The sequence below is a fragment of the Brucella sp. IR068 genome, from assembly GCF_049065885.1.
GTDB lineage: Bacteria > Pseudomonadota > Alphaproteobacteria > Rhizobiales > Rhizobiaceae > Brucella > Brucella intermedia.
The window spans coordinates 1-1,172 of the sequence record NZ_JBAKHE010000048.1 but is presented as its reverse complement, the minus strand read 5'-3'; the positions used below and the strand labels follow the sequence as shown (position 1 = coordinate 1,172).

The window sequence follows — 1,172 nt, the reverse complement described above, 5'->3', positions numbered from 1 at the left end:
AGGCCGAGCTCCTCTGGCGCCTTCAGCGTGTAGCTATAAGGCTCCTGACCGCCCGATGCCTTGGCCTCGAACGGACCATAGGCAACACCCTCGAAGCCGTCGCCAAGCTGCGACAGGTCAAGCGTGAAGTTTTCAGGCTTCGCCGTGATGTGGAGCGTCACCGTTTGCGCCACCGCAAAACCTTCGGCATCYGTRACCGTAAACTCGATCTGCTTGTCACCGGACTCCGTCGGCGTACCGCTGAGCACACCGTCCCGCAACTCCAGACCCTGCGGCAGCGTGTCGGCCGTGAACGTGTAAGGCGACGTACCGCCCTCCGCCTGCAGCGTGTGGCTATAGGAAASRCCCTGATATGCAGCTGTTAGCGGCTTCACCGCAATTTCGGGCTTTTCCTTGACCGAGATCGTCTTCTGCTCGGACTTCTGATACCCTTCCTTGTCCGTCACCGTCACAGTGACAGTGGCGCTTCCAGCCTTCGTCGGCGTACCCGAAATCCTGTTGCCTTCAGCCTTGAGGCCCTCCGGCAGACCCTCGATCTTGTATTCGTAAGGTTCGGTACCCTTGTCTGCCTTCACCTCGACCGGGCCATAGGCAAGATCCTGCTTGCCGTCGACAAGCTGTGACAGGTCGAGTGTAATATCCGGCTTTGCCTTGATGGTGATCTCTTTTGTCTGGCTCACCGCGGTACCATGCTTGTCGGTCGCAGTCACCTTGACACTGGCAGCGCCAGCCTTCGTCGGCGTGCCCGAGACTGTGCCGTCCGCATTCTGCGTCAGGCCCTCAGGCAGGTTCTCGAAGCTGAAGGTATAGGGCTCCGCACCGCCGCCGGCCGTAACCTGCACAGGACCATAGACAAGCCCCTCCTTGCCATCGACCAGTTTCGACAGGTCAAGCGTGATCTCCGGCGCGGCAATCGTGACTTCCTCTTCACGCGTGCCGCTGACATTATTGGTGTCGGTTGCCTTGACCGTGAAGCTGAAGGTGCCAGCCTTGGTCGGCGTGCCGCTCAGCTCGCCATTCGACGCCAGCGTCAGCCCCGGCGGCAGCTCTCCGCTTTCCTTCGTGAAGGTAAAGTCGCCGATACCGCCTTCGGCCTTGTACTTTGCACTATAGGCCTGGTTATAGACCGGTACGGGAAGCTGTCCTCCCGCACTATCGACCGTAACCTTGAT

At 59.9% G+C, this 1,172-nt stretch carries 1 protein-coding gene; it reads right to left on the bottom strand.

Translation table 11 applies throughout. The features are described 5' to 3' along the window. On the bottom strand, positions 1–1,172 hold a 1,172-nt coding region (locus tag ACOWVS_RS23415; protein WP_420973188.1), incomplete at both ends, for a putative Ig domain-containing protein.